18 protein-coding genes, 2 tRNA genes and 2 pseudogenes are annotated in these 22,639 nt (G+C 72.4%); 16 read left to right on the top strand and 6 right to left on the bottom strand.

What is annotated here, in order from left to right:
- Window positions 1–212 precede the first annotated feature (212 nt).
- From ACWD68_RS30830 to ACWD68_RS30800, 7 genes are all read left to right on the top strand, one after another.
- On the top strand, window positions 213–1,214 hold the full coding sequence (locus ACWD68_RS30830) for a phosphatase PAP2 family protein (RefSeq protein ID WP_451809740.1): 1,002 nt from the start codon (window positions 213–215) through the stop codon (window positions 1,212–1,214).
- The gene (locus ACWD68_RS30825; RefSeq protein ID WP_451809739.1) at window positions 1,111–2,385 is read left to right on the top strand and encodes a hypothetical protein; all 1,275 of its coding nucleotides are present in this window, start codon (window positions 1,111–1,113) and stop codon (window positions 2,383–2,385) included. The genes ACWD68_RS30830 and ACWD68_RS30825 overlap by 104 nt, the downstream gene beginning before the upstream one ends.
- On the top strand, window positions 2,376–3,971 hold the full coding sequence (locus ACWD68_RS30820) for a hypothetical protein (protein WP_451809738.1): 1,596 nt from the start codon (window positions 2,376–2,378) through the stop codon (window positions 3,969–3,971). The genes ACWD68_RS30825 and ACWD68_RS30820 overlap by 10 nt, the downstream gene beginning before the upstream one ends.
- Complete coding sequence (locus tag ACWD68_RS30815; protein ID WP_451809737.1) at window positions 3,968–5,302, top strand: AAA domain-containing protein; 1,335 nt, start codon at window positions 3,968–3,970, stop codon at window positions 5,300–5,302. The genes ACWD68_RS30820 and ACWD68_RS30815 overlap by 4 nt, the downstream gene beginning before the upstream one ends.
- A gap of 143 nt (window positions 5,303–5,445) precedes the next feature.
- Window positions 5,446–5,823 (top strand): hypothetical protein, encoded by a 378-nt coding sequence (locus ACWD68_RS30810; RefSeq protein WP_451809736.1) that lies wholly within the window; start codon window positions 5,446–5,448, stop codon window positions 5,821–5,823.
- 223 nt (window positions 5,824–6,046) lie between these two features.
- The gene (locus tag ACWD68_RS30805; protein ID WP_451809735.1) at window positions 6,047–6,757 is read left to right on the top strand and encodes a bifunctional DNA primase/polymerase; all 711 of its coding nucleotides are present in this window, start codon (window positions 6,047–6,049) and stop codon (window positions 6,755–6,757) included.
- Window positions 6,748–6,821 (top strand) — tRNA-Lys (locus ACWD68_RS30800). Before ACWD68_RS30805 ends, ACWD68_RS30800 begins: the two co-directional genes overlap by 10 nt.
- Before the next feature lie 201 nt (window positions 6,822–7,022).
- On the opposite strand, the gene ACWD68_RS30795 is transcribed toward ACWD68_RS30800, so the two are convergent.
- Window positions 7,023–8,588: a M6 family metalloprotease domain-containing protein gene (locus ACWD68_RS30795; protein WP_451809734.1), complete on the bottom strand. Its 1,566-nt coding sequence runs from the start codon at window positions 8,586–8,588 to the stop codon at window positions 7,023–7,025.
- A 324-nt stretch (window positions 8,589–8,912) separates the two neighbouring features.
- Between ACWD68_RS30795 and ACWD68_RS30790 the strand changes: the two genes are divergently transcribed.
- Window positions 8,913–10,841 carry a putative bifunctional diguanylate cyclase/phosphodiesterase gene (locus ACWD68_RS30790; protein WP_451809733.1) on the top strand — a complete coding sequence of 643 codons (1,929 nt, stop codon included), beginning with the start codon at window positions 8,913–8,915 and terminating at the stop codon, window positions 10,839–10,841.
- A 56-nt stretch (window positions 10,842–10,897) separates the two neighbouring features.
- On the opposite strand, the gene ACWD68_RS30785 is transcribed toward ACWD68_RS30790, so the two are convergent.
- Both ACWD68_RS30785 and ACWD68_RS30780 read right to left on the bottom strand, forming a co-directional pair.
- Window positions 10,898–12,013, bottom strand: coding sequence for an LLM class flavin-dependent oxidoreductase (locus tag ACWD68_RS30785; RefSeq protein ID WP_451809732.1), 1,116 nt, complete (start codon window positions 12,011–12,013; stop codon window positions 10,898–10,900).
- 191 nt (window positions 12,014–12,204) lie between these two features.
- A complete protein-coding gene (locus ACWD68_RS30780) occupies window positions 12,205–12,936 on the bottom strand; it encodes a maleate cis-trans isomerase family protein (RefSeq protein ID WP_451809731.1) in 732 nt (243 codons plus the stop codon).
- Window positions 12,937–13,560: 624 nt separating this feature from the next.
- Here ACWD68_RS30780 and ACWD68_RS30775 point away from each other — a divergent pair.
- From ACWD68_RS30775 to ACWD68_RS30740, 8 genes and pseudogenes are all read left to right on the top strand, one after another.
- Window positions 13,561–14,532, top strand: coding sequence for a D-2-hydroxyacid dehydrogenase (locus ACWD68_RS30775; RefSeq protein WP_451809730.1), 972 nt, complete (start codon window positions 13,561–13,563; stop codon window positions 14,530–14,532).
- A gap of 14 nt (window positions 14,533–14,546) precedes the next feature.
- A pseudogene (locus tag ACWD68_RS30770) lies at window positions 14,547–14,873 on the top strand (amidase family protein); the annotation flags it as partial.
- A gap of 116 nt (window positions 14,874–14,989) precedes the next feature.
- Complete coding sequence (ehuB, locus tag ACWD68_RS30765; protein ID WP_451809729.1) at window positions 14,990–15,919, top strand: ectoine/hydroxyectoine ABC transporter substrate-binding protein EhuB; 930 nt, start codon at window positions 14,990–14,992, stop codon at window positions 15,917–15,919.
- Entirely contained in the window at window positions 15,916–16,659 is a 744-nt protein-coding gene (ehuC, locus tag ACWD68_RS30760) for an ectoine/hydroxyectoine ABC transporter permease subunit EhuC (RefSeq protein WP_451809728.1), read from the top strand. The genes ehuB and ehuC overlap by 4 nt, the downstream gene beginning before the upstream one ends.
- Window positions 16,656–17,306 (top strand): ectoine/hydroxyectoine ABC transporter permease subunit EhuD, encoded by a 651-nt coding sequence (ehuD, locus tag ACWD68_RS30755; RefSeq protein ID WP_451809727.1) that lies wholly within the window; start codon window positions 16,656–16,658, stop codon window positions 17,304–17,306. The genes ehuC and ehuD overlap by 4 nt, the downstream gene beginning before the upstream one ends.
- Window positions 17,296–18,096, top strand: a complete 801-nt coding sequence (ehuA, locus tag ACWD68_RS30750; RefSeq protein WP_451809726.1) for an ectoine/hydroxyectoine ABC transporter ATP-binding protein EhuA — start codon at window positions 17,296–17,298, stop codon at window positions 18,094–18,096. Before ehuD ends, ehuA begins: the two co-directional genes overlap by 11 nt.
- Window positions 18,097–18,349: 253 nt before the next feature.
- Complete coding sequence (locus ACWD68_RS30745) at window positions 18,350–19,108, top strand: IclR family transcriptional regulator (protein WP_451809725.1); 759 nt, start codon at window positions 18,350–18,352, stop codon at window positions 19,106–19,108.
- Window positions 19,109–19,288: 180 nt separating this feature from the next.
- Window positions 19,289–19,362 (top strand) — tRNA-Lys (locus ACWD68_RS30740).
- 78 nt (window positions 19,363–19,440) lie between these two features.
- On the opposite strand, the gene ACWD68_RS30735 is transcribed toward ACWD68_RS30740, so the two are convergent.
- The 3 genes and pseudogenes from ACWD68_RS30735 to ACWD68_RS30725 form a co-directional block, all read right to left on the bottom strand.
- The gene (locus tag ACWD68_RS30735; protein ID WP_451809724.1) at window positions 19,441–20,742 is read right to left on the bottom strand and encodes a M18 family aminopeptidase; all 1,302 of its coding nucleotides are present in this window, start codon (window positions 20,740–20,742) and stop codon (window positions 19,441–19,443) included.
- A gap of 386 nt (window positions 20,743–21,128) precedes the next feature.
- A complete protein-coding gene (locus ACWD68_RS30730) occupies window positions 21,129–21,773 on the bottom strand; it encodes a response regulator (RefSeq protein ID WP_451809723.1) in 645 nt (214 codons plus the stop codon).
- Window positions 21,767–22,558: pseudogene (locus ACWD68_RS30725) on the bottom strand (sensor histidine kinase); the annotation flags it as partial. The gene ACWD68_RS30730 and the pseudogene ACWD68_RS30725, both read right to left, overlap by 7 nt.
- Window positions 22,559–22,639 lie beyond the last annotated feature (81 nt).

Below are 22,639 nucleotides of genomic sequence, written 5' to 3'. Positions count from 1 at the left end.
CGTCGGCTCACTCGATGACGACTGAGGAGTGGGTCACTCCATCATCGCTCAACCCGTCTCGGGGCAACCCGGGGGGCGATCTCCGCGTCTTTGAGGACCGGGGGCGCCCCGACGGGGCATTCGCGTACATCGTAAAATCCGGTTGGCCACGGACCTTGTCAGCAGACTGCGTACTGTCGGGCCACCACAAGCAGATGGGGGAGGGCGATCGGATGCCGCAGACCGACGCACCGCGTACCGAAGCGGCGCCAGGCGCCCGGTTGCGCCGGTGGACGGAGCTGCGCACGTCCGCGGCAGCATCCGCCCGGCTCCGCTGGTGGACCGAGCTCCCGCTGATCCTGCTCGTGTACGCGTCGTACTCGGCGGGCCGGCTGCTCGCCCGGGGCGACACCGCCGGCGCGGTCGGTCACGGCCTCGAGATCCTGCGCATCGAGAAGGTCCTTCACCTCAACGCGGAACACCCGCTGAACCGGCTGTTCACGCGTCAGGCCTGGCTGGGCGTGCCCGCCGACTTCTGGTACGCGTCGCTGCACTACCTGGTGACGCCCGCGATCCTGATCTGGCTCTTCCGCTCCCGGACCGTGCGCTACCGCGCGGCCCGCACGTGGCTGATGACCTCCACTTTCATAGGCCTGATCGGCTTCGCCCTGCTGCCGACCTGCCCGCCCCGGCTGCTGTCGTCCGGCCACGGCTTCGTCGACACGATGGCCCAGTACAGCGATTACGGCTGGTGGGGTGCCGAGGCGAGCGCGCCGCGCGGTCTCGGCGGGATGACGAACCAGTACGCGGCGATGCCGAGCCTGCACGTGGGCTGGGCGCTGTGGTGCGGAGTAATGCTGTGGCGCTACGGCCGCACGCCCGCCGCGAAGATCGCCGGTGTCGTGTATCCGCTGGTCACCACGATCGTCGTGATGGGCACGGCCAACCACTACTTCCTGGACGCCGTCGCGGGCGCCGCGGTCATGGGGGTCGGACTGCTGCTGACCCCGTTCGTGATGCGGGCGGCGAACCGCCTGCGGACGCTTCTGGCGGTCCGCGTCCCGTGGGTCGCGGGTGCCTCGCGGGGCGACGGTTCCGCGATTGTCAGTGCGGGATGCCAGACTTCCACGGGTGAACGAATTCCCCGACAGCGCGAGTCCCGAACCGGGCCGGGAGCCGAGCCGAGTACCTCTCCCACGGACGCGGGGGACGGCGCTGCGGCAGCAGCTCGCTGAGCTGCGCGGTCCGGACGTCGCACCGAAGGCGCTCGACGCGCGCGCCCTCGCGGCGCTCGCCGCCAACCCCGGGTGCGACCGCCGCGCCCTGCTGGACGGCGCGGGCGTCGACAAGGCGAAGCTGGCGAGTGCGCTCGGCGCGCCGTCCGCGTTCGGGATGTCGCAGTTCGCGTTCATGCGGGGCAACGCGTTCGAGGCGCGGGTCAAGGCCGACGGCGGTGCCGAGCTGCTGCGGCTGGTGCACGAGAAGCTCGACCCCGGCGCCGAACCGCCCGGCTCCGGTGCGGTGCCCGACCTGAGCGCGATCGGCCCCGAGGGACGTGCGGCACGTACGGCGCTGGCGCTGCGCGAGGCCACCGAGGCGGGCGCCTGGACCCTGCTCGACCACCCCATGCTCGCCCTGGACGTCGCGGGCTCCGCCGCCTTCCTGGAGCCGGACGCCGTGGTCGTGCACCCCGACGGCGGCTGGACGGTCGTCGAGATCAAGTCGTTCCCGATGCTGGACGGTTCGGCCGACCCGGCCAAGGTGGGCGCCGCCGCCCGGCAGTCCGCGGTGTACGTCCTCGCCCTGGAGGAGGTCGCCGCCCGCCTCGATCCCGCCCCCGCGGTCCGCCACCGCGTCCTCCTGGTCTGCCCCAAGGACTTCTCCAACCTCCCGACCGCCTCGGCCGTCGACGTCCGCAAGCAGCGCGCGGTCACCCGCCGCCAGCTCGACCGGCTCACCCGTGTCGAGGACATCGCGGCCGCCCTCCCCGAGGGCAGCTGCTTCTCCCCCGGCCTTCCGGCCGAGGAGCTGATCACGGCCGTCGAGGCGGTCCCCGCGACCTACGCCCCCGAGTGCCTGGCCGCCTGCGAGCTGGCCTTCCACTGCCGTGCCCGTTCGCGTGCCGAGGGCGCGGTGACATCCCTGGGCCGCTCGCTGCGCGCGGAACTGGGCGGTCTGACGACCGTCACGGACGTACTGGCGGCGGCGCACGGCGAGACCGGCGACCCCGGGGACCCGGCCGTCGCGGCACTCAGGAGAGCGGCGCTGCTGCGGGCGGAGGCCCTGAGCGGCACGGTTCCGGAGGCCCGCAACTGGAAGACGGAGGTGCCGCGGGGCCAGGCGCCCGGCACCCCGGGGCCGGTGGCCGGCACCCCGGACGGACGGGAGGCGACCGCATGTCGTTGATCGCCACGCTCGCCCGGCTGGAGGCCGTCGAGAGCGGCCGGGCACAGCCCGCCGCCACCGTGCTCCACCGCCATCTCGTCGAACGGCCGCTGGTGTTCGTGCCGCTCACCACCGCCGGTGAGGCGGGAGCCCCGCTCGGCGCGCTGGTCGGCACGGACCGGGAGGCGCCCCGGCTGCTGGTCGTCCCGCAGCCCCGCGACCGCGACCTGCGCTTCGCGTTCCTGGCCGAGCTGGCGGACATCGTCCTGCCGTACATCGACACGTACGCGGACGTGGTCGAGGCGGCCGAGCGCAGCGAAACCGACCCGGAGACCGGCAAGCGCGTCAAGGTCGAGGTCGAGCTGTGCGCGGACGCGCCGCAGCTGATCGTGCCGGGCCGGGCGGGCATCGAGTTCGTCCGTCTCCTCGGGCGCTCCACCCGCTTTCGCCGCACCGCCGAGCAGGATCCCGAGACCCCGCATCCGGCGCCGCCCCGGGTGCCGTTGTTCGGGCGCTGGCTGACCCACTTCGGGGAGCGCGCCCGGGTGCCCGGCTCGGCCCTGCTCCTCGCCCTGACCGACGTCGTGTCCCGGCACTGGGCCACCGGGCAGAGCAGCCTGGAGGACCAGCACCTCGGCGCGCTGCTCGCCTGGATCGACCCGCCGGGCGGCGAGCCGGGCGCCGAGGCCGCGGTGCGGGCCGAGCTCCAGCGGGACGCGCGGGGCCAGCTCGTCTGCCCGCCGGCCGGACCCGCCACCGATCCCGCCTTCGACAACCAGCTGCTGGCCCCCGCCATCGAGCGCTACGACCGCGCGCGCACGGCGCTGGCCGCCGCGGAGGACGGCATCGAGGCGGACGACCGGCTCGGCGAACTCACCGCCGCGGAGCGGGAGATCCGCGCTCTCGTCGAGCGTGTCGCACGGCCCACCTGGGACGCGGTCTGGCACGGGCTCGACCTGCTGCGCACGCTGCCGGAAGGGGCGCACGCCGCCGACCGGTGGACCCGCGACCGCTGGTCGTTCACCGGTCACCGCGACCGGGTCGTGGCGGGCGAGCCGCCGCAGCCGCGCCGCGACGACGCGGTCACCGCCGCGAACAAACTGGCCACGCGCGAGCGCGAACAGGCGCGCCTGGAAGCCCAGGAGGCACTGGACGACGCCCTGGTCATGGCGGGCCGGCGGCTCGCCGGGGAGGCGTTCGCGGGAGAGGTCACCGATGTCGTGATGGCGTACAGCGAGGGCAAGCGGCCGAGCCCCCGCCCACTGGTGACCGTCCGCACGGACGACCGGCCGCACCTGGGGGAACGGGCCAGGGTGTACCGCTCGCTGGCCGGGAAGCCTCAGGCGGCGGAGTTCGTGGGCCACGACGACGAGGGCGGCGCCGTGGTGCTGCGGATCGTCGACAAGATGGGGCGCGGCAAGGAGCCCGAGGCCGGGTCCGTGCCGGAGAAGGGGGACCTCGTCTGCTTCACCCTCTTCGAGCACGAACAGCGGGGCGGCGCCAAGCTGCCCGACCCGGAGGAGACACCGTGGACGCACGGAGGGCCGCCGGGTGAGCCCGACGCCCTGCCGCTGCCGGACCCGGTGACCGAGGAGGACGTCCTGTGACCGCCTTGTTCGACCCGGGTGCTGAGGCCGGCCGCGCCACCGACGCGATCCTGCGCGACACCCTGCACGGCACCCACCGCGGCGTCGTGGTCGACTCCCCGCCCGGCGCGGGGAAGTCGACCCTCGTCGTCCGGGCCGCACTCGAACTGGCCTCTGCCGGACGCCCGTTGATGGTCATCGCACAGACCAACGCCCAGGTCGACGATCTGGTGCTGCGGCTCGCCGAGAAGGCCCCGGAGCTGCCCGTGGGGCGGCTGCACAGCAGCGACTCCGACCCGTACGACAAGGCGCTCGACGGTCTGGACCAGGTGCGCAAGTCGGCGAAGGCGGCCGACCTGGCGGGCCTCGACGTCGTCATCTCCACCGCCGCGAAGTGGGCCCACGTCAAGGGCGTCGAGCCCTGGCGGCACGCGATCGTCGACGAGGCGTACCAGATGCGTTCGGACGCGCTGCTCGCCGTGGCCGGGCTCTTCGAGCGGGCGCTGTTCGTGGGCGACCCGGGGCAGTTGGACCCGTTCGCGATCGTCGGTTCGGAGCAGTGGGCGGGCCTGTCGTACGACCCGTCGGCGTCCGCGGTGACCACCCTGCTCGCGCACAATCCGCAGCTGCCGCAGCACCGGCTTCCGGTGTCCTGGCGGCTGCCCGCGTCGGCGGCGCCCCTGGTATCGCACGCCTTCTACCCGTACACGCCGTTCCGCAGCGGCACCGGCCACGGCGACCGAAGGCTGAACTTCGGTGTCCCCTCGGACGGTTCGGGGACCGACCGGGTCATCGACGAGGCGGCCGGGTCGGGTTGGGGGCTGCTGGAGCTGCCCGCCCGGTACACACCGCGTACGGACCCGGAAGCGGTGCGCGCGGTGGCCGAGGTCGTACGGCGGCTGCTCGACCGGGGTGGCGCGGCCACGTCGGAGCGGGCGGAGGATCCGGTGCCGCTGACGGCCGACCGGATCGCCGTCGGCACGGCGCACCGGGACCAGGCCGCGGCCGTGCGGGGGGCGCTGACCGCCCTCGGTGTCGCGGACGTCACCGTCGACACGGCCAACCGGCTCCAGGGGCGGGAGTTCGACGTCACCGTCGTCCTGCATCCGCTGTCGGGGCGGCCGGACGCCACGGCGTTCCATCTGGAGACGGGGCGGCTGTGCGTGCTCGCGTCCCGGCACCGGCACGCGTGCATCGTGGTCTGCCGGGAAGGGGTCACCGAGCTGCTGGACGACCATCCGTCGACCGAGCCGGTACAGCTGGGAGTCACCGTGAAGTTCCCGGACGGCTGGGAGGCCAATCACGCGGTGTTGTCCCATCTGGCGGAGCATCGGGTGGCGTGGCGGCCCTGAGCCCGTTCCAGGAACACCGGGCCCGGCGGAATCCCGACGGAGGGGGCGCACTCGGCGCTTCGGGCCTACTTGCGCGAGCGGGGGACAATGGACGGTGGTCCTTTACCGAGAGGGACCCCTGAACCGTACGAGGAGGAGAAGACATGGCGGAGCCCACGCCGCGTCGGAACGAACCGCGGCTACGCCCCGCGCCCCTGCTCTTCGAGCCCGCGGAAGCCGCCGGGGATCCGGAGCATTTCTTCGACCTGGAGTCGATCGACGATCCGCGCGCGCTGCTGGACCGGGCCACGGAGCTGACGCACGCGTTCCGTGCCGCCGCGGACCGGGCGGTCGAGTTCCAGGCCATCGCCGCCGCGCAGCTCGCCGATCCGCGCCGCTTCGACCGGCTGACCGCCGCCTCGATCGCCGAGCGGGCCGAGTGGACCGAGGACTACGCGAAGAAGATGGTCGAGTTCGGCCAGGACCTGCTTCGGGGCGCGGAGGGCAACGGACACGGTCATGGTGTGACCGACCCGCACTGACCGGCGCGCCCGCAAGCGCGTCCGGGACCGGGAGGGGCTCGGCGAGCGGCAGAGGGAGGGTTCTGCCCCCGTCTGCCCAAGCCCTCGCGGGCGCCGTCCCATGCCCTCTCGGCACCCCCGTGGCATATGCCAGGCGGGCAAGATACTCCACCTCACCCGGTCCTGTCCCGGTTTCCGGCAACCCTCCGGGACCGAGCGCTCACCACCGGTAGATGTACTCGGCATGAGCAGCACACGGAACCCGGCAAGCAGCACCCCCCACAGCCCCGGAGCGCCGTTTCCCGAGCGGCTGGACGTCTCGGGTGTCACCTCCGAGGGAGCCGCCTGGCTCGCCTCGGCGGGGCCGTACCCGCGCAGCACGCTGACCCTCTGGAGCGAGCGGCCGAGCGCCCCGGTCGTGCTGCCCTGCGGCAGCGCCTTCGACGTCGTGAGCGCGCCGGCGCTCTTCGGCCGGCGGATGCTCGACCGGCTCTGGGACGACGGACCGGGCTCGGGCCCGGTGGCGGCGTACCGCGGACGGATGCTGCTGTTCGCCGCGCCCGGTACCGCCCAGCGGCTCCCCTCGCTGATGGAGTGGGAGGAGTGGGGCTCAGGCGCCTCCGCGGGGCGTGAGGCGGACGAGCGCGGGGCCGCGGGTCGGGGCGGGCACGTGGGGCGGTGCCGGGAGGTGCCGCCGCTGCTCTGCCACGGCACGGGGGACGCGGTCACCGTGCCCGCGCTGAGCGCCGACGGCGGTGGGCCGGACGCCGTCCGGCCCGATTCCCGCTGGCTGGTCGCCCCCGACACGCGGCAGCCGTGGCTTCCCGGCCCCGAGATCCTGCTCTGGGCGGCCGTACGGGCGGCCCGCGCGGCGGCGTCGGCGGCGGTGCGGATATCGATTTTTCCTCCCGCCGATCAGGATGCTAAGGTCTACGACGTCAGCAGGCGCCGCTAGCTCAGTTGGTTAGAGCAGCTGACTCTTAATCAGCGGGTCCGGGGTTCGAGTCCCTGGCGGCGCACGCCAACGAGAGCGGGATGATTCGCGGAAACGCGAGCATCCCGCTCTCGTCGTTTCCGTACGCTCGCGCCCGTCCCGCACACCTCCCCCTTCCCCTCGCGCCACCCCGTCGCGCCGCTCCTTCACGCCACGCGAAGCCTGTCTCCCTCCGCCCGGCTCCGGCTCCGGCCACCGCCCCAGGGACCGGAGTCACGAGGGCGGCTCAGCCTGTCGTGATCTTCACCGTCCAGGCCCCCGACACCGTCCGGTCCTCCACCTCGACGCGGACGTTCGCGCCCGGCACCGTGAAGCTCTCGCCGAGTCCCACCGGCGCGTCCGCGAGGGGCGGGTACACCGAGTCCTCCCAGCAGGCCTCGGTGTGGGGGTGGGCGTCGAGGACCTGGATGGGCCCGCTGCCCGACTCGGTCTCGCTGCGGACCCGGTAGACGAGGATGCCCTGCGTGCACGTCGAGTCGTCGTTGCCCGCCGAACCGCGCGCCTCCAGGGCGAGCGCGCTGTCCGGGCCCGTCTGGACCACCGCCAGCTTGGTGCCCCGGCCGGAACCGAAGGTCTGCGAGCCGGGGAGGGCCGCGACGCCCAACCCGTTCGCGGACGCGCCCGACGCGCCCGACGCGCCCGGGCCGCGCGAGGGCACCCGGGGCCCGTACATGGAGGCACCCGGCCCGCGCGCGGGCGCCATGAGCCGGCGCCAGGACGCCTGCGGCGCACTCGGCGCGGCCCAGGCGGACGTCGGCACCCCGGCGCGCAGCACCCCGGCACCCGGTGCCCCGCCGGTGGTCCGCGCGCCCGCCGAGCCGGCCGCGGCACTCACGGGGCCGGTCCCCAGCGGCTCCAGCGTCAGCCGGGTGATGCCGGCGCCCTGGACGCACGCCACCTGATGCGATTCCAGCCAGCCCAGCCGCCACTTGTGCCAGCCGAAGAGGTCGGGCGACAGCCCGAACTGGCTGCCCATGAGGTCCCAGTCACCCACATAGGTGTCCCAGTCGCCCTTGCCGTCGGAAGGGCGGTGGTAGAGGTCGGGCAGATCGAAGACATGGCCGGTCTCGTGCGCGAGGACAAGACGGTCCGGCGGGTGCTTCTCGAAGACCGTGACGACACGGCGGATGTCCTTGCCGTCCGCGCGCAGGGGCGCGTCCAGATTGACGACCTTCGTGGCGTCCGAGTCGACGCCCGGCGCGTCCGGGTCGGCGACGAAGTAGACGACGTCGTAGCGCGAGAAGTCGACCCGCGGGTCGGCCACCGCGAGGGCGTCGCGCAGATAGGCGGCACGGTCGGAGGCGTCCCAGTCGCGCTGTATGGCGTACGACGTGGAGGGGTGCGGCATCTGGATCCAGGCGCGCTGCGGATGCGGGCGGACCGTGAACCTGCCGTACGAGGCACGCTCGAAGAAACGGCTGGTGGCCGGGAAGTAGTCGCCGGTCAGCTCGGTGGGCGTGGTGCGTGGGGTGGAGTCGGGGAACGACAGGAAGACCATCACCGCGTCGAGGGGACGGGTGGGGCGCACATAGGCGGAGTTCCAGGTGTCGACGCCCTCCGAGTGGTGCGCCTCGGTCCGCGTCAGGGCGCAGGGGGCCGCAAGGGGTTCGGCGAGCGCGGGGCCCGGCACCAGGGAGGTCGCGACGAGCGCGGTCATCGAGGTGAACGCGGCCGCGGTGCTGCGCCAGCGGGGCGCCCCGTCACGGGCGAGACCGCGCAGGGCCTCACGGGTGAGAGCCCTCAGGGGGAGCGGACGCGGCACGTCGACCTCCGGATGCGGATTTCGGGACACCGCACCCAGCCTTATTCAATTTGTACTATTTCGCCCTGTTTGTCTGCACCGGAAGAGTGAGAGGGCGTGCGCCCCGACACCCCCGGACATTCACGGAACGTCACATGCGGTCGACGGGGGAAGGAACCCGTCCAGATACAGGCAGAAACGATCTGTCAGAACGGGCGGTTGTTCCGGGACACTGGACAGTGGCTGCAACGTCCGGAGGTCAGCCTCTATGATCGGCACACTTTCCTGCACGGACACGGCTTGTGCGGCCGTCCATCACCGGCCGACCACCCCGAGAGACCCATACGAAGAACGAGTGCACTGCGGGAGCGAGCGGTGAGCGGAACGTCCGAAGGGCCGGCGCCCGCGGGAGACCTCGTCCGGCCGACCGTCACAGAACGTCACGTCGACACATCTCCTCGTACGTTCGTCGGCGCAACTCCCGGCCCACCCGTCCCTTCCCTGTCGCCCGTGACACCGGGGCCACCTCCAGGGGCGTCCGCGCCCGCTGCGGTTCCCGACGGAACGTCACCCCGCACGTTCCACGCGGCCTTCGCCACCGCTCCCCTCGCCATGGCCGTCGTGGACCGCGAGGGTCTCGTCGTCACGGCCAACGCGTCACTGGGCACCCTGCTCGGCGCCGAGGCGCGGACGTTCACCGGGCGGATCGCCGCCGACCTGGTGGACCTCGCCTCCGACGCCCGCACCTGGCACGCGTACCGCGAGGTCCTGGGCGGCCGGCAGGCCCGGCTGCGCTGCACCCGCCGGATCAAGCACCCCGACGGCCATGCGCTCTGGGTGCAGGTCACGGTCGCACCGCTGCCCCCGCAGGAGCGGGCGGTCCTGATCTCGGTCGCGGACATCGGCGCCCGGCGTGAACTCCAGGCGCGGTTGCGCCACTTGCAGATGCACGACCCGGTGACCCGGCTGCCCAACCGCACGCTGTTCTTCGAGCGCCTGTCGGCGGCTCTGGAGACGGACGCGTACGAGGAGGGCGGCACCGGCCGGATCGGGCTCTGCTATCTGGACCTGGACGGGTTCAAGGCGGTCAACGACACCCTCGGCCACCGGGTCGGGGACCGGCTGCTCGCCGCCGTCGCCGAACGTCTGACGCGCTGCGCGGACGAGGCCGGCCAGACGAGGGCGACCACTCCCCTGGTGGCGCGGCTGGGAGGGGACGAGTTCGCGCTGCTCGTCGAGGACTCCACGGGCACCGACCAGTTGGCGGATCTCGCCGAGTCCGTGCTGAAGTCACTCCAGGCACCCTTCGACCTGTCGGGACAGCGGCTGTCGCTGTCGGCGTCCATCGGGGTCGTCGAGCGGCGCGCCACCGGCACGACCGCGACCGGTCTGATGCAGGCCGCGGACACGACGCTGTACTGGGCGAAGGCGGACGGCAAGGGCCGCTGGACGCTCTTCGACCCGGAGCGCAACGCGCACCGCATGACTCGTCAGGCTCTGTCGTCCACCCTTCGCGCGGCCGTCGAGCGGGGTGAATTCGCCCTGGAGTACCAGCCGTTGGTGGGCATGGAGGACGGCGGTGTGCACGGGGTCGAGGCGCTCGTCCGCTGGAACCACCCGCGGTTCGGGATGCTGACGCCGAATCGGTTCATCGGACTGGCCGAGGAGGACGGTTCGATCGTCCAGCTCGGCCGCTGGGTGCTGGCCACCGCCTGCCGGCAGGCCCGCCGCTGGCAGCTCGACCATCCGGATTCCCCGCCGCTCTTCGTCAGCGTGAACGTCGCCGTGCGTCAGGTCTGGGACTCCGATCTGGTGGCGGACGTGGCGGAGATCCTGGCGGAGACCGGACTGGCCCCGCATCTGCTCCAGTTGGAGCTGACGGAGTCGGCGGTGATGGGCTCGGCGGGCCGGCCGCTGCAGGCCCTGCAGGCGCTCAGTGACATGGGCGTGCGCATCGCGATCGACGACTTCGGCACCGGCTACTCCAACCTCGCCTACCTGAGCAGGCTCCCGGTCTCCGTGCTGAAGCTGGACGGCTCCTTCGTCCGCGGCTTCCAGTACGAGAACGCCGACGGCTCGTCCGCCCACCCCAACCCCGCCGACGAGGTCATCGTCGAGGCGCTCATCCAACTCGCCCACCGGCTGGGCCTGACCGTCACCGCCGAGTGCGTGGAGACCGCCTCGCAGGCGTCCCGGCTGCGCGGGATCGGCTGCGACACCGGCCAGGGCTGGCTGTACTCCCGGCCGGTGGCGCCGGATCGCATCTCCGCGCTCCTGATGGCGACGGCCTGCCCCCGGACCTGAGTGCCGCGGTTCCCGGACCTGAGTGCGGCGGTTCCCCGATCCGAGCGCCCCGGCCCTCAGGCCCGAGTGCCCTGCCCCTTCGGCAACCCGTAGGCGTCCGCGATCAGTTCGTACGAGCGCAGGCGCACGTCGCCGCTGTGCGCGTTGCCCGTGATCATCAACTCGTCGGCGCCGGTGCGCTTCTGGAGGTCGTCCAGACCGGCGCGGACCTCGTCCGCGGTGCCGTGAATGACGTTGGAGTTCCAGGAGTCGATGAACTCCCGCTCCATCGGGCTGAATTCATAGGCCTCCGCCTCCTCCGGGGTCGGCACGAGACCCGGGCGGCCGGTCCGCAGACGGACCATGTTCAGAGCGGCGGCCAGCACCTGGCGGCGGGCCTCCTTCTCCTCGTCCGTGGCGAGGGCGGAGACACCGATGAGGGCGTACGGGGCGTCGAGGACCGCGCTCGGCCGGAAGGAGTCGCGGTAGAGGTCCAGCGCCGGGATCGTGTTCTGCGCCGAGAAGTGGTGCGCGAAGGCGAACGGCAGGCCGAGCGATCCGGCGAGGCGGGCGCTGAAGCCGGAGGAGCCGAGCAGCCAGATCGTGGGCCGGTGCGGGGACTGGACCCCGCCCGGCGAGGTCGACTGGACGGGCCCGGGAACGGCGTGGATACGGGCGTAGGGGTGGCCGTCGGGGAAGTCGTCGTCCAGGAAGCGGGTGAGCTCCGCGAGCTGCTCGGGGAAGTCGTCGGCACCCTCGTTGAGGCGCTGGGTGCGGCGCAGCGCCGCGGCTGTCGCGCCGTCCGTGCCGGGCGCGCGGCCGAGGCCCAGGTCGACACGGCCCGGGGCCATCGCTTCGAGGGTGCCGAACTGTTCCGCGATGACCAGGGGGGCGTGGTTGGGGAGCATCACTCCGCCGGAGCCCAGCCGGATGCGGTCCGTGTGGGCGGCCAGGTGGGCGAGGATCACCGCGGGCGAGGAGCTGGCCACGCCGGGCATCGAGTGGTGTTCGGCCACCCAGTAGCGGTGGAAGCCGCGGGATTCCGCGAGGCGGGCGATGCCGACGCTGGTACGGAGGGCGTCGGTCGCGGTGCGGCCCGCGCCCACGGTGACCAGGTCCAGAACGGAGAGCGGCACGGGGGCGATGCCCTGTGCCGTGCCTCGGATCTCGCCCGTCTCGGCCGTCTCGTCCACCGGGGTGCCTCCTGTTGCGTACGCGATGATGTCCTCCGCATACGAACAGGAGGGTGGCTCCGGTTATTCCCCTGACGGCCCCGCCCCCAGACCCCCGCTCCCCGGAGGCCGGAGGGGCTGGATCTTGAATCGCCGGAGGTGCTGGATCTTGCGGAGGTGCTGGATCTTGCCGGAGGGGCTGGGTTCTGCCATCACACCTGCACGATGGGTTCCCTCGTGAAGAGGGTGCCTAGTTCCGGGGCGTTCACTCGGCGGTCGGTCAGGCGCAGGGCCTCCCAGACCGAGACCTGGTTCGCCGTGAGGACCGGCTTGGCGAGGTCCTTCTCCAGGTCCGGCAGGTGGGACGCGGTGTGCAGGGCCGTGTCGGGGAGGAGGATCGCGTCGGCGTCCGGGCGGTCCGCCTCCCGGGCCAGCGCGAGGACCTGGTCGTAGTCCCAGGTGGCGACCTCGGAGGCGGTCACGACACCGGAGCCGCGCACGGCCACCACCTCCGTGCCCGCCTCCTTCAGGAACGCGGCGAAGAGCGCGGCCACGTCGTCGGGGTAGGTCGCCCCGATCGCGACCCGGGTCGCCCCGATCTCACGCGCCGCGTGCGCGAAGGCGAAGGACGTCGAGGAGGCGGGCAGGCCGGCCGCCATGGCGAGGCCGCGGACCTGCTCATGGGCGCCCTGCAGGCCGTACACGAAGCTGCCGCTCGTGCACGCCCAGACCACGGCCTCCGCACCGGCCAGGCGCAGCTCCTCGACGCCCGCCTCGAGGCGCTGCGCCGAGCCCCTTTCGAGGAGCGCGTCCACGCGGTGGGCGTCCTCCCCCATGTCCGTGTGGACGACGGTCAGGCGGACGTCGCTGCCGAGCAGCTGCTCGATGCGGGGGTAGTCGTCCTCGGCCGAGTGTCCCGGGTAGAGGAATCCGAGTGAGGTCATGCCCAACCTTCCTGTTCTTCGGGCGGTACGGGTCCCCGGCGGGCGGCCGGATCGATCAGCCGCTGACAAGGGCCCACCGCCCGGGTACCCAGGTGACGCGGGCACGCCCATATTTACCCGTATTTGCATGGGCGCCGTGTCCCGCGGTCCCGTCTGAACTGCGGAATCACGCCGGCGGACGCCGTGCACCCGGGCACTCCCTTTCCCGCAGTCACCCGAAGGGGTGACCCTGCGGTGACAGCGGCTCCGCCGACGAGGCTGCCTGATGCGCACGCGGACGCGACGACCTCGGGCGCGACCGCGTGGGGCGCGGACCGTGTCGCCCGGCGGCCCGTGCTCGGCGACCGGGCGGGCCGGGTCCGGGCCGACCCCGCACTGCGGAACGGACCTCCGGGAAAGGAAGCGTCCGGGGCGGGCACCGGCCTCACGAAGGGAAACAGGCGGGCAACGCACCGTATGCGGGCTCGTGTTGACGACGGTAGGTTCGGGTGCGAGCGTGGTCGATCCGCGCGTCTCGGACGGCTCGGGCCGGCTGCGCCCGCACGTCTCCCCGGTCATTCGCCGCAGGATCCACCAGAAGAGCGGACTCGCATTGCGAAACGGTCTCCCCCGATGAACGCCCGTATGTCCCCTGGCCCGTCCCGCCCCTCGGCCCCCGTCACCCTGCTCGTCCTGGACGCCGACCCGCTCCCCCGTCTCGGCCGGCTCACCGGTCGCGTCCGGATCGAGCACGCCGACGCGTCCACGCTCGCGGAGCGGCTGCCGCACGCGGACGCGCTGCTCGTGTGGGACTTCGCCTCGGACGCCGTGCGCCGTGCCTGGCCGGGCGAGGGGCCGCGGCCGCGCTGGGTGCACACCGCCAGCGCGGGCGTCGACCATCTGATGTGCCCCGAGCTCGCCGCCTCCGACACCGTGGTGACCAACGCGCGCGGAGTGTTCGACCGGCCGATCGCCGAGTACGTCGCGGCCCTGGTGCTCGCCATGGCGAAGGACCTGCCGCGGACCTGGGACCTGCAGCGGAGCCACCAGTGGCGGCACCGCGAGTCGCAGCGCGTGGCCGGGACCCGGGCCTGCGTGGTGGGGTCCGGGCCGATCGGGCGGGCGATCGTCCGCACGCTCAAAGCACTCGATGTCACCACCGCCCTGGTGGGGCGTACCCCGCGCACCGGGATCCACGGTCCGGGGGAGCTGGACCGGCTGATGGCGCGCGCCGACTGGGTGGTGTCCGCGGCACCGCTCACCGAGGAGACGCGCGGCATGTTCGACGCGCGGCGCTTCGGGATGATGCAGCCCTCGGCCCGCTTCATCAACGTCGGACGCGGGCAGCTCGTCGTGGAGGAGGCGCTCGCCGAGGCGCTGTCGAAGCGCTGGATCGCGGGCGCGGCCCTCGATGTCTTCCAGCACGAACCGCTCGGCCCCGACAGCCCGTTGTGGGAGGCCCCGGGTCTGATCGTGTCACCGCACATGAGCGGGGACACGGTCGGCTGGCGGGATGAACTGGGCCTGCAGTTCGTGGAGTTGTACGAGCGCTGGGCCGCGGGCAAGCCCCTGTCGAACGTGGTCGACAAGAAGCGCGGGTACGTACCCGGACACTGAACCGCCCTGGGCCTCTGCCGCTGACGGCCTTCGAGGCGGGCATCGAGGTCCCGGCCCGGTCGGGCCTGCGCCGCTGGACGGGCTGGACCCCGTTCACGTACCCCTTCAACCTGACGCGGCAGCCCGCGGCGACGGTCCCTGTCGGTGTGGACGGCGACGGTCTGCCGGTCGGCCTGCAGATCGTCGCCGCCCGGCACCGGGACGACCTCGTCCTGCGGACGGCGCACGCGCTGTACGAGGCGGGAGCCGCCGGGGTGGCACCCCCGACGCCTGCCGGGGTGGCACCCCCGGCGCCGTCGCCCCGGCCGTTCCGCGAAGGCGAGTGCGAAGGCGACCGCTGATCGGGGCAGACCCATCGGAAGCCGGGCGTCTCCCCCGCGGAGGCGATGCGCACCGCGGGCGCGCGGGGCCGGAACCGGTCCGAATACATCGCATGGTCCCGGGTAGCCGCGCGGCCATGGCTCCACCACTAGGGAAAGCACGTGGAAACGCACGTGGAAATGACAGACACCCGTCCGGGACGACCCGCCGGTCACTGCTCGCGGGGGCCGCGGCGCTCGGTGCGCTCGGCGCGGCCGGCTGCAGTCGCGTGGCCACGGCGTCCGCGAAGGACGGCGGTGATCTCCTCGACCGGCTGAAGGCGCAGGGCGTCGTCCGCCTCGGGATCGCGGGCGAGATCCCCTTCGGCTACATCGACCGGGACGGCGAACTGACCGGCGAGGCACCGGAGCTGGCGAAGGCCGTCTTCAAGCGGCTCGGGGTCGACCGCGTGCAGCCGGTGCCGACCGAGTTCGGCTCGCTCATACCCGGGCTCAATTCGCAGCAGTTCGACGTCGTGTCCGCCGGGATGTACATCAACCCCGAGCGCTGCGAGCAGGTCATCTTCGCCGACCCCGACTACCGGATGCTCGACGCGTTCATCGTGCGCAAGGGCAATCCGAAGGGGCTGCACGACTACAAGGACGTCGTCGCGAAGAAGGCCAGGTTCGCGACGGGGACGGGTTACGCGGAGATCCAGTACGCGGTCGAGGCCGGGTACAAGGAGAGCGACATCCTGATCGTGCCCGACCAGGTCGCCGGGCTTAACGCGGTCGAGGCGGGGCGCGCCGACGTCTTCGCGGGGACCGCGCTGACCACGCGCGAGGTGGTGAAGCAGTCCGGCAAGGCCGAGAGCACGAAGCCCTTCGCGCCGCTGGTCAAGGGCAAGCCGCACGTCGACGGCGGCGGCTTCGCGTTCCGTTCGCCGGAGACGAGGCTGCGGGACGCCTTCAATGTCGAGCTGCGGAAGATGAAGGAGAGCGGTGAACTCTTCCGCATCCTGCGGCCGTTCGGCTTCACCGAGGCCGAGATGACCGACATGACCGCGAAGGAGCTGTGCCGCGGATGACATCGGGACTCTGGCAACTCGTACTCGAAGGCATCTGGGTCACCGTCCAACTGCTGTTCTTCAGCGCTCTGTTGGCCGGTGCCATGTCCTTCCTGGTCGGCATCGCGCGCACCTCGCGACGGTGGATCGTCCGCTTCCTCGCGGGCTTCTACACCGAGGTGTTCCGCGGAACCTCAGCGCTGATCATGATCTTCTGGGTGTACTTCGTGCTGCCGCTCGCCTTCGGCTGGCAGCTCGTCCCGTTGTGGGCGGGCACGCTGGCGCTGGGGCTGACGTACGGGGCGTACGGCTCGGAGATCGTGCGCGGCGCGCTGAACGCGGTCGATCCGGCCCAGCGCGAGGGCGGTATCGCGCTCAGCTTCACGCACTGGCAGCGGATGCGGCTGATCCTGCTGCCGCAGGCGGTGCCGGAGATGATCCCGTCCTTCTGCAACCTGCTGATCGAACTGCTGAAGGGCACGGCGCTGGTCTCCGTGATGGGCATGGGTGATCTGACGTTCAGCGCCAACCTGGTGCGGCTCGCGCTCCAGCAGAGCGCGGAGGTCTACACGTACGTCCTGCTCATCTATTTCGTCATCGCCTTCCTGCTCACCCGGCTGATGCGCGGGCTGGAGAAGCGGCTCAGGGCCGGGATCGGCAAGGAGCCCCAGAGCGACGCCGTGGCGCGTGCGCAGAAGCGGGCCCGGACGACGGGCGTGGGCGCCGGTGCCGGTGCCACCACGGGCGGAGGTGCCTCATGACGTGGGACTGGAACGCCGTCGGCGACTTCATGCCGCATTTCTGGGACGGCCTGCTGATCACCCTTCAGGCACTGGCCCTCGGTTCGGTGATCTCGTTCGTTCTCGGTCTGGTGTGGGCCCTGCTCATGCGGACACCGACGCGCTGGGTGCGCTGGCCGGTCGGGGTCGTCACCGAGTTCGTGCGCAACACCCCGCTGCTGGTGCAGCTGTTCTTCCTCTTCTACGTGCTGCCCGAGTGGAACATCACGTTCTCCGCGCTGACCACCGGTGTCGTCGCGATCGGGCTGCACTACTCGACGTACACGATGCAGGTCTACCGGGCCGGCATCGAGGGCGTGCCCGCCGGCCAGTGGGAAGCGGCCACGGCGCTCAGCCTGCCCTTGCGGCGCACCTGGACGGCGGTGATCCTGCCGCAGGCGGTCCGCCGTGTGGTGCCGGCGCTCGGCAACTACGTCATCGCCATGCTCAAGGACACCCCGATGCTGATGACGATCACCGTGCTGGAGATGCTCGGGGAGGCGCGGCTGTACTCGCAGCAGCACTTCCAGTTCACCGAGCCGCTCACGGTCATCGGCGTGGCCTTCATCCTCATTTCCTACCCGGCTTCCCTGCTGCTGCGAGCCCTGGAGCGACGCCTTGTCCGCTGACACGAACACCGACACCGGCCCCCTGTTGGACCTTGCCAATCCCCCCGTGGACGGCAGCGAGCTGATCCGGTTCGACAAGGTCACCAAGCGCTTCGGCGACAACACCGTCCTCGACGGGCTCGACTTCCGCGTCGACTCCGGGAAGCACGTCACGCTGATCGGCCCGTCCGGTTCCGGCAAGACGACGATCCTGCGGCTGCTGATGACCCTGGTGCAGCCCGACGAGGGCACGATCACGGTCGCCGGCGACCCGCTCTTCCCCGCGGACGAGAAGCGGGTCCGCGAGGTCCGCAAGAAGATAGGGATGGTCTTCCAGCAGTTCAACCTGTTCCCGAACATGAGCGTGCTGAGGAACGTCACCGAGGCGCCCGTCACCGTCCTCGGCCTGTCCAGGGACGAGGCCGAGGAGCGGGCCCGCGAACTGCTCGACCTGGTCGGCCTCGCGGACAAGTGCGACGAGCGGCCCGGCCGGCTGTCCGGCGGCCAGCAGCAGCGCGTGGCGATCGCCCGCGCGCTGGCGATGCGGCCGCAAGTGCTGCTGCTGGACGAGGTGACGTCCGCGCTCGACCCCGAACTGGTCGCGGGAGTCCTGGATGTCCTGCGTGACATCGCCCGCACCACGGACATCACGATGCTCTGTGTGACTCACGAGATGAATTTCGCCCGGGACATCTCGGACCAGGTTCTTATGTTCGATTCTGGCCATGTCATCGAGTCCGGCCCGCCGGAGAGGATCTTCGGCGACCCGGAGCACGGGCGGACCAGGGAATTCCTCAGCGCGGTCCTCTGAAGTCCGGGAGTGAACAAGGGGCGGAGGGGGAGCACTTACGGGAAGGGGCGAGGTCCGACCCCTGGGGCATGCCCGATGTGACATGCCTTTGGCATATGCCAGAGTGGTGCGCTCCTGCTGAGAGGCACGGAGCGCACCGCCAATCTCGTCAACAGACGCTCACAGATGGCTCCTTGACGGCTATCGTGGAGTGAGGCCAGCTGTCCGGGCCGACGTCTTTTTTGAGCCGGGCCATGAAGCGCAGGGGGAAACCGTGGCGCTGATGAACGAGCCGACCGCGCCGTACCACTCGGCCCAGGACGCTCTCCGCGTCCTGGAGACGGTGGCGCGGCACACCACCGGTGTCACCGAGGCCGAACTCGCCCGCCAGGCCGGCCTCGGCGCCGGCCGGCTGACCGCACTGCTGCGCATGCTGCGCAGGGAGGGTTACGTCGAGCAGGTCACGGACGGCGCGTACGTCACCGGCGCCGCCCTCAGCCGCCTCGGTTCCGCCGAGGGCCGCGACCAGGCCCTGCGCGAGAAGCTCCAGCAGACGATCGACCGGCTCCGCGACTCGGTCGGCGCCGCGATCTACATCAGCCGCTACATCGACGGCGAGGTGCACGTCACCCAGTACGCGGAGAGCCCGGCGACCCCCGCGGTCAACGAATGGGTGGACTTCCGGTCCTCCGCGCACGCCAGCGCGGTCGGCAAGAGCCTGCTCGGCCAGCTCGACCACAACGGCCGCCGTGACCACCTCGCCCGCCACAAGATGGCCCGCCTCACCTCGCGGACCATCACCAGCGAGCGGCTCCTGCTGTCCCGCCTCGACTCCCAGCCGGCCACCGTGCCCGTGCTCGACCTCCAGGAGTACGCGATCGGCACGGTCTGCGCGGCCGTCCCGATCACCGCGGGTTCCTCCGTCGGCTGTCTCGCCCTCTCCCTCCCGGTCGAGCACGCCCACCGGCTGCGCCGCGCCGCGGACACGCTGAACCGCGGCGCGACTCCGGTGCTGCTCTCCCTCGCGATCTGACAGCGGCCGCACCGGTCGCATCCCGGGCCCGCACCGGGCCGACCCCCGATCCCGCCCGCTGGCCGATCGGGGGCCGGTCACGCGGTCGGACCGGTGGCCGCCCGGGTGGTCGGAACCATCCACGCGGACCAGGTAGTATTTCTTTTGTCGCCGCCCGCGGAAGCGGGAGGCGAGAGTCATGCGCCGCTAGCTCAGTTGGTTAGAGCAGCTGACTCTTAATCAGCGGGTCCGGGGTTCGAGTCCCTGGCGGCGCACCTTGGTGAAGGCCCTCCACGCATGTGGGGGGCCTTCATGCATTCCCGGGAACCTCCCGCGCCCCCGGAACGCCCGGCCTACTCCGACGTGACGAACTCCGTCAGCACCCGCGCCAGCAGCCCCGGGTCACGCGCCCCGCACAGCTCCCGCGCCGAGTGCATCGAGAGTCCGGCCACACCCACGTCGACCGTCGGCACGCCGAGACGGGCCGCGGTGATCGGGCCGATCGACGTCCCGCACGGCATCGCGTTGTGGGAGACGAACGGCTGCCACGGCACGGCGGCCCGTTCGCACGCGGCGGCGAAGGCCGCGGCACCGGTGCCGTCGGTGGCGTACCGCTGATTGACGTTGACCTTGATCACGGGTCCGCCGTTGGGCAGCGGGCGGTGATCCGGGTCGTGGCGTTCGGCGTAGTTCGGATGGACGGCGTGGGACATGTCGGAGGAGACGCACAGCGCGCCGGCGAGGGCGCGGTGGAAGTCCTCCGCCCCACCGCCCCGGGCGGTCACGGCGCGGCCCAGCACCCGTTCCAGGAAGGGGCCCTGGGCTCCGGACTCCGATCCGCTGCCGACCTCCTCGTGGTCGAAGGCGGCGAGCACCGGGATGTGCGCGGGCGGCCGCGCGGCGCCCGCGGCGGCGACCAGGGCGGTGACGCCCGCGTGCACCGAGATCTGGTTGTCGAGGCGCGGAGCGACGATGAACTCCTCGTCCGCGCCCAGGTACCCGGGCGGCTGGATGTCGTGCAGCATCAGGTCCCAGCCGAGGACCTCGGCGGCGTCGGCACCGGCCTCGTCGGCGATCCGGCCGAGCAGGGCGCCCGGCCGGGGGTCGCCGAGCCCCCACAGCGGGGCCATGTGCCGCTGCCGGTCCAGGGCGAGTCCCTCGTTGACGGTCCGGTCGAGGTGGATGGCGAGCTGCGGCACCCGCAGCAGTGGCTTGTCGACGCAGACCAGCCGGGTCGAACCGTCGCGCAGCGCCAGCCGCCCCGAGACGCCCAGATCGCGGTCGAGCCAGGTGTTGAGCGGCACGCCGCCGTAGACCTCCACGGCGATCTGCCGCCACCCGGCCGCGCCGGTGTCCGGTGTGGGCTTGACCCGCAGGTTCGGTGAGTCGGTGTGCGTGCCGACGATCCGGAACGGGGTGCGGGCGGGAGCACCCGGCGGGACGTACCAGGCGAGCAGCGCTCCCCCGCGGACGACGTACCGGCCTCCCTCCGCTCCGGCCGTCCAGTCGTCCCGCTCCCGCAACTCCGCGAAGCCCGCCTTCTCCAGGCGCTGCGCCGCGCTCGCCACCACGTGATAGGGCGAGGGGCTGGCTCTGACGAAGGTGAACAGATCGTCGTTGTGTCCGCGGTCGAGCGTGTCATGCGTGGGGGACATGAGTGCCTTTCGGGTGCTTGTCGAGGGTCGGGGTGGGGGTTGTCGGACCGCCCGGCCGGCGCACGGTTCGACCGGGGCTGCGGTCCGCCGGGGAGGCGGCCTGGCCTGCAGGGGCATGACAAGCTGCTGGGTGGGCCCGGCCCACGGACTCACCGGCCCGGACGTGAGCCGGGGCGGGACCGCCCGGCGGCTTCCGTGTCCGCGACCCGGATCAGGCAACGCAGGTCCCTCTTCCCTCTGCTCGGGCTCTCCTCGGCTCGCGCTCATGTCGGCTCGCGCTCGCCGCGCACGGCCCTCCTCGGCGCACGTGCCCGGATATCCTCCCCGCGGGAAGCGGCCGGAATGCCTCGCCGCGACGTCGTTCGAAAGACGTCGGCGGGCCCCGACTACCCCCGCAGATACGCCAGTACGGCCAGTACCCGGCGGTGCGTGCCCTCGGCCGGAGGCAGCTCCAGCTTCGCCAGGATGTTGCCGATGTGCTTGCCGACGGCGGCCTCGGTGACGACCAGTTCACGCGCGATCGCGCCGTTGGACCTGCCCTCGGCGACCAGGGCGAGGACCTCGCGCTCGCGGGGTGTCAGCGCCTCCAGCGGATCACGCCGCCGGCGGAGCAACTGCCGTACGACCTCGGGGTCCACGACCGTCCCACCCGCCGCGACCCGCTCCACCGCCTCCGCGAACTGCTCGACCTGCCCGACGCGGTCCTTGAGGAGGTAGCCGATGCCGGTGCCGTCCCCGGTGTCGAGGAGCTCGGCGGCGTACGCGCGCTGGACGTACTGGCTGAGCACGAGCACCGGAAGGCGCGGGTCGGCCGTGCGCAGCGCGAGGGCCGCGCGCAGCCCCTCGTCCTGGAAGCCGGGCGGCATCCGTACGTCGGTGACGACGAGGTCGGGGGCGTACGCCGACACGGCGTCCCGCAGCGCCTCCGCGTCTCCGACGGCCGCCACCACCTCGTGACCGAAGCGGTCCAGGAGCCCCGCCAGCCCCTCCCGCAGCAGCACGCTGTCCTCGGCGAGCACGACTCTCAGCAAGGGATCTCCATACGCAGCACGGTGGGGCCGCCCGGTGGGCTGTCGACGGTCAGTGTTCCATCGAGGACCGCCAGCCGGTCGGCGAGGCCGGTGAGGCCGGTGCCGCCGCGGCCCGTGGCGGCACCGGTGCCGGGCCGCGTCGCGCCTCCCCGCCCGTCGTCCCGCACCTCGATCCACAGCCTCCTCCCCCGCCGGTCCCCCTCCCCGCATCCGGCGCTGATCCACGCCCGGTCCGCGCCGCTGTGCCTTCCCACGTTCGCGAGCGCCTCCCGCACCGCGAAGTACGCGGCGGACTCGACGGGTTCGGAGAACCGGGGAAGGGCGACCTCCACCTCCACGGGTACGGCGGACCGGTCGGCGGCATCCGCGATCGCGTCCGCGAGACCGTAGTCCGCGAGCACCTGGGGATGAATTCCGTGGATCAACTCCCGCAGTTCGCCGAGGACCTGGTCGGCCTCGCGGTGGGCGGCCGCGAGCCGGCCGGCCAGCTCGGGCGGGGCGTCGAGGCGGACGAGCCCGAGCGTCATGCTCAGGGCGACCAGCCGCTGCTGGGCCCCGTCGTGCAGATCCCGTTCGATCCGCCGCCGCTCGGCCTCGAAGGCGGCCACCAGCCGGGCCCGGGACTCCGTCACCTCGGCGAGGCGCTCCTCCGCCTCGCGTGGGGCGAGCAGCAGCCGGGCGAGGGCGGCGCGGCTCCGGCCGTAGAGCGTCAGCGGCCACAGCAGGACGAGGAGCAGCAGGAGTCCGCAGGCCGCGCACAGGAGCGCGGTTCCATAGGAGTCGACCGTTCACCTGCGGTGACGCCCCGCGGGCGTGAAAATCGGTACAGGGGCTGTCCGCCGACGCCGCTTGATGTTTGGGCCGTG

The sequence above is a fragment of the Streptomyces sp. NPDC005141 genome (genome assembly GCF_053599975.1).
This window is presented reverse-complemented; position numbering and strand designations above follow the sequence as displayed.

Bases quoted from the DNA above. Each gene is read 5' to 3' on its own strand.
- ACWD68_RS30805 (WP_451809735.1), top strand. From the start codon at position 6,047: ATGAGCAGCACACGGAACCCGGCAAGCAGCACCCCCCACAGCCCCGGA.
- ACWD68_RS30735 (WP_451809724.1), bottom strand. From the start codon at position 20,742: ATGTCCCCCACGCATGACACGCTCGACCGCGGACACAACGACGATCTG.
- ACWD68_RS30830 (WP_451809740.1), top strand. From the start codon at position 213: ATGCCGCAGACCGACGCACCGCGTACCGAAGCGGCGCCAGGCGCCCGG.
- ehuC (WP_451809728.1), top strand. From the start codon at position 15,916: ATGACATCGGGACTCTGGCAACTCGTACTCGAAGGCATCTGGGTCACC.
- ehuD (WP_451809727.1), top strand. From the start codon at position 16,656: ATGACGTGGGACTGGAACGCCGTCGGCGACTTCATGCCGCATTTCTGG.
- ACWD68_RS30820 (WP_451809738.1), top strand. From the start codon at position 2,376: ATGTCGTTGATCGCCACGCTCGCCCGGCTGGAGGCCGTCGAGAGCGGC.
- ACWD68_RS30810 (WP_451809736.1), top strand. From the start codon at position 5,446: ATGGCGGAGCCCACGCCGCGTCGGAACGAACCGCGGCTACGCCCCGCG.
- ACWD68_RS30780 (WP_451809731.1), bottom strand. From the start codon at position 12,936: ATGACCTCACTCGGATTCCTCTACCCGGGACACTCGGCCGAGGACGAC.
- ehuB (WP_451809729.1), top strand. From the start codon at position 14,990: ATGGCTCCACCACTAGGGAAAGCACGTGGAAACGCACGTGGAAATGAC.
- ACWD68_RS30775 (WP_451809730.1), top strand. From the start codon at position 13,561: ATGTCCCCTGGCCCGTCCCGCCCCTCGGCCCCCGTCACCCTGCTCGTC.